The organism is Bacillus sp. ISL-7 (assembly GCF_018613065.1).
In genome coordinates this window covers 1-7,653 of record NZ_JAGGQW010000068.1, presented here as the reverse complement: position 1 = coordinate 7,653, position 7,653 = coordinate 1, and the positions used below count along the sequence as shown (strand labels likewise).

Annotated in this window: 10 protein-coding genes; 2 read left to right on the top strand and 8 right to left on the bottom strand. The window is 38.9% G+C overall.

Going from position 1 to position 7,653, the window contains the following annotated elements; all coding sequences use genetic code 11:
- Nucleotides 1-173: 173 nt before the first annotated feature.
- From J7E66_RS25910 to J7E66_RS25880, 7 genes are all read right to left on the bottom strand, one after another.
- The gene (locus J7E66_RS25910; protein ID WP_215005353.1) at nucleotides 174-551 is read right to left on the bottom strand and encodes a hypothetical protein; all 378 of its coding nucleotides are present in this window, start codon (nucleotides 549-551) and stop codon (nucleotides 174-176) included.
- Nucleotides 552-590: 39 nt separating this feature from the next.
- Nucleotides 591-779, bottom strand: a complete 189-nt coding sequence (locus J7E66_RS25905) for a hypothetical protein (RefSeq protein WP_215005350.1) — start codon at nucleotides 777-779, stop codon at nucleotides 591-593.
- A 404-nt stretch (nucleotides 780-1,183) separates the two neighbouring features.
- Entirely contained in the window at nucleotides 1,184-1,798 is a 615-nt protein-coding gene (locus J7E66_RS25900; RefSeq protein ID WP_215005347.1) for a M23 family metallopeptidase, read from the bottom strand.
- 554 nt (nucleotides 1,799-2,352) lie between these two features.
- Complete coding sequence (locus tag J7E66_RS25895; protein WP_215005344.1) at nucleotides 2,353-3,519, bottom strand: hypothetical protein; 1,167 nt, start codon at nucleotides 3,517-3,519, stop codon at nucleotides 2,353-2,355.
- Between the two features lie 371 nt (nucleotides 3,520-3,890).
- Nucleotides 3,891-4,103, bottom strand: coding sequence for a hypothetical protein (locus tag J7E66_RS25890; RefSeq protein WP_215005341.1), 213 nt, complete (start codon nucleotides 4,101-4,103; stop codon nucleotides 3,891-3,893).
- Nucleotides 4,104-4,150: 47 nt separating this feature from the next.
- The gene (locus tag J7E66_RS25885; protein ID WP_215005338.1) at nucleotides 4,151-5,278 is read right to left on the bottom strand and encodes a phage major capsid protein; all 1,128 of its coding nucleotides are present in this window, start codon (nucleotides 5,276-5,278) and stop codon (nucleotides 4,151-4,153) included.
- Nucleotides 5,279-5,285: 7 nt separating this feature from the next.
- Nucleotides 5,286-5,813 (bottom strand): hypothetical protein, encoded by a 528-nt coding sequence (locus J7E66_RS25880; RefSeq protein ID WP_215005335.1) that lies wholly within the window; start codon nucleotides 5,811-5,813, stop codon nucleotides 5,286-5,288.
- A gap of 331 nt (nucleotides 5,814-6,144) precedes the next feature.
- Here J7E66_RS25880 and J7E66_RS25875 point away from each other — a divergent pair, with 331 nt between their 5' ends.
- Complete coding sequence (locus J7E66_RS25875; RefSeq protein WP_215005331.1) at nucleotides 6,145-6,720, top strand: tyrosine-type recombinase/integrase; 576 nt, start codon at nucleotides 6,145-6,147, stop codon at nucleotides 6,718-6,720.
- Nucleotides 6,721-6,733: 13 nt separating this feature from the next.
- A complete protein-coding gene (locus J7E66_RS25870) occupies nucleotides 6,734-6,904 on the top strand; it encodes a hypothetical protein (protein ID WP_215005328.1) in 171 nt (56 codons plus the stop codon).
- A gap of 468 nt (nucleotides 6,905-7,372) precedes the next feature.
- Here the strand turns inward: J7E66_RS25870 and J7E66_RS25865 are convergent.
- The coding region (locus tag J7E66_RS25865; protein ID WP_215005325.1) for a hypothetical protein at nucleotides 7,373-7,653 on the bottom strand (281 nt) is incomplete at its 5' end.

The window sequence follows — 7,653 nt, the reverse complement described above, 5'->3', positions numbered from 1 at the left end:
ATAGGTCAGCCTCTTTATCGAAGTTATAGCCTTCTTTTTTCATTCGTCTTTGAAGCGTACTCGGATTGATCCCCATTTCTTTAGCGATATCTTTCTTCTGTATTTCCTTACTATTGATTTTCCTTACAATCTCCTCTAATTCCATCACGGACTGCCTCCTCTTCCCTTTGATTTTATTTATATATGTCATTCGATTCTACAACGGAAATCCTATCGTTTATTTCCTTCAAGTCCCTCGCAAAAGTATCATCCACGCCAGGCTGTCGCTTGGCATCGAAGTAAAGCAACTGCGTGAACGTTGAAATCGTGCGAATGTCCACGTCGGAGTTTCCTTCGAATTCGTTATCTTCCCCGTAATTAACCTTGTAGTAATTGAAAGCCCGCTCTTCATCCGTAGTAAATTCACGATGCGTATTATAAACATCCTCGAAAAGAGCCGTCATTTCTTTCGTATCCGCAATAAATTTAGATACTTCTTCCTTCGTAGCAGTTTGCGAGGCACAGCCTGTTAATATCAAAGCTAATATCATAACCGAAATCATTCGTTTCAAAGTAAGCCCTTCTCTCCCCTTTGTTTTTACTCTATCTCTTTAGTGTATTTGTCCCTCAGACTCCCATTTTGCTTCTTCACGGCTCGTTTGGACCTTCGTCCTTGTTATCCCTTTCCCCCTGGCCAACGCTTTCTTATATAGGTCAATATCGACTAATAAAAGATGATGAATTTCTTCGGGTAATAGATACACGGTACATTTCTTTAGTTTCACTTCGATAAAATCCATAAAACTCCTCCTTCATGGTCATAATAAAAGTCTAGATGCAGATGAATTTATTTCCTCCATGATTGATTAGGGTTCCTTCAAAAGGGTTAGATTTTTTCCAAGGGTTTTCCACCAAACAAGAAGTAACCTTTCACGAGGTTGTTTTTTTTGTGCCGTTTTGAATGTAACATATTTGATTTTTTTCCTCGATTTCCTCTGTTTGCTGATATCCCTTATTCCATAAGAAAAATGAATGTAACTTTCTCTCTATTTTGTTACCAAGCTATCTACCACGGTAGGGAAGCCCACGGTAAACACAGGAATAGCTGTTTCCTGTGACTATTCGTAGTTAAAGGATACTGCTATTTTTGCAGCCGATATTGCAAACATTTATTTTATATTTTTTCAAAAAGAAAAGGAGCCTGTTAATAGACTCCAAATCTTCTTCTCAGCTCATTATCTATTATCCATTGATAGTAATTCATTCGGTGAGGGATGATGCCGTGTTGGAGTGCTGGTAGACAATGAAGTGGGATGGCAACAGCATCGACACCCCTTATAGTCCAATCACAAGGAGAAGGTCTGTCATGCAAAGATGCAGCTTCTCCGGGAGTATATCGGTTAATATGAACGTGAGGATCTCCAACCGTGCGGCCAGAATTGTCTACATAACCAATTAAGTCCCCTTCTCTGATTACGCTCCCTATCGTTAGTGGTCGATTATACCCCATCCAATATAAAACAGATCCAGGACGTGCATGATTTGGGGCTTTGCTAACTGGTGTTATGTGAGCGTATTCGGTATAGAACTGGTCACTACCTCGGATCACCACATTATTAGGTAAGTCTGCAGGATTTGAAGAATGGGGTAAGTTTCGTCTTATTTCAGCCACATGACCCGATTCCATGGCATAAACAGGTTCTCCATATGGCATATTAACAAAATTTAAGTCTTTCGCACCCTTATGATCAGGTCCACATGGGTTAATGACACGAACTTGTGCATACTTTTTAAAGGGATGTCTACAATATGTTTTCAAAAGTTCCTCTCTCTCTCTTTCCTTTATGGTTGTTTAACTATTTTTATTCATCAGTATCATTTTGGTATCAGCAAATGTCTATGTTGAATAAGCCTTCAAAAAGAAAAGAGCCAATTTAGGCTCCAGGAATCCAAGGGGACAAGGTGGAGTTTCCGATCCTCACACCCCAAAACAAGGGTGTATAAGTGGTTTGATTTCGGGATGGTTAGATGAATCGGTCCATCCTGTCGCAGGTCACTTGGATGAATCCGTCTTTATGGTTACTACTCGTAGCCCCTTCCCGAAGTGGGATAGCTGTACGGAACATATCCCACATGGTTGCATGAATGGTTTATGAATGGTTTATAAATAAATCAAAGTTGCTATTTGTGAACAGATGGAAGAGCTGATAACTAGCTGCTCCCTCTTTCCGTTTGCCTTTAGAGGCGAAGCCGATACTACACCATGTAAATAAAATAAGCTGAGAAGTCCGTAAAAGGGGCAAGGAAAGATAAAAGCCTCTCGGCAGACCTTATCCTTACCAACAAGGTTTTAAATCGTTTGTACGGTCAAATTTAGGCTTTCGGCTCAAATTGTTTATAGTAATCCTCTGAGTCTTGGAACCAATCAGGTAACATTTCCGTTCTAGTCGGTTTTCTAGTAGGTACTTCATTAGCATTTATAATTTTCCGTTCATGGCTTCCCTCGATTTCTACTTCCCCATATTCCTTTTGGTATAAGTTTAGGAAACTCCCTTGCCTTTGTGGTTCGTATGAATAAGTGTGACGGTGTTCTATGACTTGTTTTCTACCTTCCTCCATGACTACTTCCTCTTTAGAGAAATAACCCTGTAAAGCCGTTTCTACGCATTTATAGAGATAACGATATTTTTTGGAGGAGTTTTTAAGTGTCTGATCCTTCTCTAAAGGTTTAATGGCTCTCTTTAAAGCACCGAAGATAAGAGGCTCTGTATCATCATTAAACTCTAGTTTCGTTTTATTTAAAGCTAACTGAATTTCTTTAGCTATCCTCGGCTGTTCGGATTCATTCCATGGAAAGAGGCTAACTAACTCTGTTACTTTTGGGTTGATTTTAATTTTAAAGTTATCCGTATGAGGCTTATCGTTTAATCGATTATTATTATCTAAAGGTTTATTTCTAAAGGTCTTTTCTAAAGAACTATTCTGTTGTTCTAAAAAAGTGCCTTCTTCCTTACTCTCCCAAGGAATTGAAGGATTTGACGTAATATCACCCGTAATATCACCCGTGATATCACCCGTAATATCACTTTGAGAATAAATAGCCTCTAAAAACTTGTTTTGCTGCTCCCTCTCTTCGGCTTCTTTTTCTCTTACTAAATGCCTAATTACGGATAGAGGTAATAATGATTTATAAGCTGAACCTTTATTTTTTCTGCCGAGTTTGTCTTTCTTCTGTGGCTCTACTTTTATAATTAAAGGCTGACTAAATACTCCTTCTATTTCGGGCTTTACCGTTTTAGAATAAGCACCAGTTGAAATACCAGCCATTTTACATATAGTCGTAACCTTCGCTTGGGTTACTCCTCCATCTTTTGCGGTATGTAGGAAATGGGATAAGTATTTATAAGTAGATATGTTTATATGAGTTTTAATGAGGGATAAAGCCTCGCTGATCTCTACTTTACTCTTATAGGTCTTATGAGTTCGTTGAATGGCTCTATTATTTGTTTTCTGCGGTTTAACTGCGGTTGGTGTAGTCATAATAATAAGAATCTCCTTTTATGCTATCGAATTTCTGATAGGCAAAAGGAATAAATCATGTTACAATAGCTATAATTGAATTTAATAGCTTGTACTCCTAAAAGAGTACATGAAATATCCTTTTGTCTATCTTTTGTGAGTAATGGGTCGGCACAGGGTCAACGTTACCAAGGAGTCTATAGTTCCCGCTATAGGCTCTTTTCCTTTTCTAATTATAACTTATTGGTCGAATTTTGGGTAAAAACTTTAGCGAATCGTCTGATATGTAACAAAATACTAGAAATGTTACATCCAAATACCCCGCATATATAAGGTTGTTTTTAAAAGGATTTTTACGTAAAAATTTTAGGTATTTGAATGTAACATATTTTCTATCTTGCCGTTTCTATAATCGTACATTTTAGGCCAAAACTTAAAGCCCAATCCTTAAACATTTCCTCATGCTTTTCTTCTTTTACACGTAAAACGACATCTATTTCTTCTCCAATTATCGGCACTTCTTTTATCCCTTGAGACTCATAAAAGAGATTTAAAAAGTCTTGTAATTGAACCGCTTCGCCTTGGAAATAGGCTCTTTTAACCAAAGGCATTACCTACTTTCAGAATAAACTTGTTTAGCTGCTCCCTCATTTTAAGCGGTAGCAAACGTGCCTTTTACAAAAGCCTCTGGACGATAGATAGCAAGGGCAATCCGTTCCTCACATAAAACCGCTAATTGATTTCGAGTAAAGTAGTCAGCATGGTGTTCGCTGATCCTTACGTTTACTCTTTCACGGTCAAAGAGTTGCGCCCCTAAACCGAAAGCCCCCGCCAAGAATGAACCCTCTACCATTGAGGTAGAAAGGACTACAGGAACACGGAAAAGTCTTGTCTCATTCCCTGTATTCACGTTTAAGAAGATATAGTGTCCGTCCGTACCTTTTAGGAGTTCGATATCTTCCCAATCAAGAGGATTTAAGACAACCCCAGTAGGAGGGAATCCGCTAATATAAGTCCGTGTTAAAGCCCTACGGATAGCATCGGTCTTCGTTTCTCCCGCCGGTGCGGTGTAGGTCTGAGTATTGGCCACGACCATTAAGCCCTCTAAATTATCCCCTATACCGCTTCCATAAAGGATTTGACTTTCCTCCGTCACGCTGAGACCGTACATAAGCCGTAAGTCGATATGATTTTGCATTTGAGGGATATCCGCTACTACTTGACGAGTCACAGGAAGCCAATGGGCGAGAGTACGGACAAGGGCTGTCTCAGACTCGAAAGTAATACTAGATTCCGCTTTAAGCGTTCCCTCAGGGGCAACCGCAGAGGCATTCGTAAAGCCGACCTCACGGATATAATCCACCGCATTATTAGTAGTAGGGGCAACCGCAAGAAGGCTTCTCATATTCATTGGTGCTTCGCCTAAACCGATAATTCGATTCGCTCCCATTAATCCATTCGTGCCTGTTGAGGTCACTAATTCTTTTCTAAAAGAAGGGATTTCTACGTTATCGGAATGGTTTTGACCATTTTTGATGAAGTTCTGATAAGCCTCCGAAGTAACGAAAATCTGCCCAGCCGTTTTCGTTACTCCTGTTGATCCTCCTCCGAATACTGGTCGATTCCCTCTGATTTCTGCTTCTTTCTGCATTTTCTTATACTCGATATATTGCTCTGGAGTCATGTTTACTCCGTCTTGAAATTGAAAGGATAATCCTCCCGCCCCTTCGCCCGCGAATAGTTGAAGGTTAAGAGGTAATAACATTTTTTTCATATACATTTATCTATCACTCCGTTTGTTTTAGTAGTTGTAGCCCCTCGCCGTGTTCCATGTACATGGAATAATGCTGAGTCGCTTCCTCCCATTCCTCGAAAGAGATAATGCCCCTTGAAGCCATCTTGTCGTAAATGGCTTGTAGGCAAGAATTAACGATAAAGCCATCTATTCCTGTTTGCTCGACAATACTGTCACCCTCTAGGAAAGACTGCACGGCGGTATCTGTGAGGTGTTTCTGTAACCTCATATGAGGAGTTAACCGTTCTTTGATATAAACCCTTTGAAGGACTTTTAAATCGTTAATAAGGTCGTTTACACGGTCTTTATCATTAATCCGTGAGGCTATGCTCGGCGAAATAATATCCAAGAAGTCCGATATCGTGTCCTTATGCCTCGTAGCTTCTAATCCCGCTAAACTATCCATAATCGCATTAGTCAAAAACTCGGACTTATTCCTATAGCCCTGTTTTAGGCTTTCTGCCTCTATCAACTGTGCAATCTGCGGTGAGGTCTTAAAAGCTACTGTTACGTTTTTCATAAATGACTACTCCTTAAATCGAGTGAACGAATCGGCTCGAATCGGTTTATTTTGTTCCTAATATGCACCGTGGATTCAGCCTCTAAACCGTTGGTACTCTTAGGGTAGTAAACTATTTTTATATATCCTCCCTAAGAGGAAAAAAGGCAGACCGCACGGCGAAGCCTCTCTAAAAATGCGTACTGCGTAGGAGTCGGTGCGGTTGACCTTATGTAACATTTTATATCTTTTGTTACATTCATTTTCGCATAAACACTATACTTTTTGGTTTTGTCACTTTATGATAGGAAATAGAGAAAGATGTTACATTCAAAAAGGGGAGAATACAGGGATGGTAAAGACTAAACAAAATAAAAAAGACGAGATAAAGGACGTGCAACCTATTAGAACATTAGAAGGAATCGAAGATATGAAGTGGGCCTTAAAAAGGCATTGTTCCGAGAGGGATTATATTCTTTTCTGCTTAGGCATTAATACAGGATTAAGGATAAGCGACTTACTGAAATTAAAAATCGAAGAGGTAAAGGGGAAAAAATCCTTTAATGTAAAAGAGGGAAAAACGGATAAGCCTCGAAAGGTTTTAGTTAATGGCTTATATGAGGAATTAAATACTTATATAGAGACACTGGAGGGCACAGAATGGCTTTTTCCAAGCCGTAAAGGGGATAAGCCTATAAGTAGAATTCAAGCGTACAGGCAGTTAAATAAAGCCTCTGAATTTGCCGGAGTAGAAGCAATCGGTACTCATACTTTAAGAAAGACCTTCGGTTATTGGTTTTATAAGCAATATAAAGACGTTGCGAGCCTCCAAGATATCCTAAATCACTCACACCCTCGTGTTACTTTAGACTATATCGGGATTACGGCAGAGGAAATCGAAGATAAGCTATTAGGCTTTAATTTATAGGAGGGGAAAAATCATGGCGATGTTATCGGATGAACAGAAATATAAAGAACTCGAAAAGATTATTAAAGAGGGTACAGGAAGAGCTTTAACAGGCGAGGAGGAGGCTTTTCTTAATTGGCTAGTCTGTTGGGATATGGACACCTTTAATAACTTTAAAGGGATTTTAGAGGCGATGAAAAAATGAGGAGTGCAGCTCCTCTTTTTTTATGGACTGGACTTGGTTAAATAAAAAACCTCATTTAAAACCGCAGTTTTTTCTATCACTTTTTTTGAAAAATTGATTCTAAGGACTCTAACGACTTTTTTAAGGTGGTTTATTTTTTTTAGGCGAATAAAACTAAGGGCGAATTAAAAATACGCAAATTCACCCCTTTATGAGCGTTTAAACATGCGTGCCTTTTTACTTACTAACTAAAAAAACTCAGGTGTTTTTTCAGATTTGAATCCCTTTTTACTGCGTCCGAAAACCCTCTTTATACTGCGTCGGAAAAGTCTTTATTCATCCGTGGTCTACTGCGTTGGAAAACTATTTTTTCGTTCTCCCAGGGCTCACATAATCAAAATAAAAAAGAACCTCCACGGGGAATTGTGGAGGTTCTTAATTCCAAAATGAAAGGTTATTCATCTTAGAAGGCTTTATTAGTATTAGCTTTTAAGCCTCCCCTAAACCCTTTTTAATAAACTCGTTTACGATTTCCGATACGTTTCTTTTCTCACGAATAGCCTTTATTTTTAATTCATCATGAAGCCCTTCTTCTATCTCATATGTAACCTTTTTTACTGTCTTTCTTTCTTCCTGTACAGTTGACTTATTGGATTCCTTCTTTTCTTGTTTATTGGATGGATTACTTTCCATTTTGTTTACTTGTTTATTACCTTGTTTCTTTTCTTCCTGTATTTCTGGGTTTTGCACTGCATCGCCATTCTTAACCC

Excerpts from the sequence above, each read along its gene's own strand:
- J7E66_RS25905 (WP_215005350.1), bottom strand. The coding sequence starts at position 779 with ATGGATTTTATCGAAGTGAAACTAAAGAAATGTACCGTGTATCTATTA.
- J7E66_RS25895 (WP_215005344.1), bottom strand. The coding sequence starts at position 3,519 with ATGACTACACCAACCGCAGTTAAACCGCAGAAAACAAATAATAGAGCC.
- J7E66_RS25885 (WP_215005338.1), bottom strand. The coding sequence starts at position 5,278 with ATGTATATGAAAAAAATGTTATTACCTCTTAACCTTCAACTATTCGCG.
- J7E66_RS25880 (WP_215005335.1), bottom strand. The coding sequence starts at position 5,813 with ATGAAAAACGTAACAGTAGCTTTTAAGACCTCACCGCAGATTGCACAG.
- J7E66_RS25875 (WP_215005331.1), top strand. The coding sequence starts at position 6,145 with ATGGTAAAGACTAAACAAAATAAAAAAGACGAGATAAAGGACGTGCAA.
- J7E66_RS25870 (WP_215005328.1), top strand. The coding sequence starts at position 6,734 with ATGGCGATGTTATCGGATGAACAGAAATATAAAGAACTCGAAAAGATT.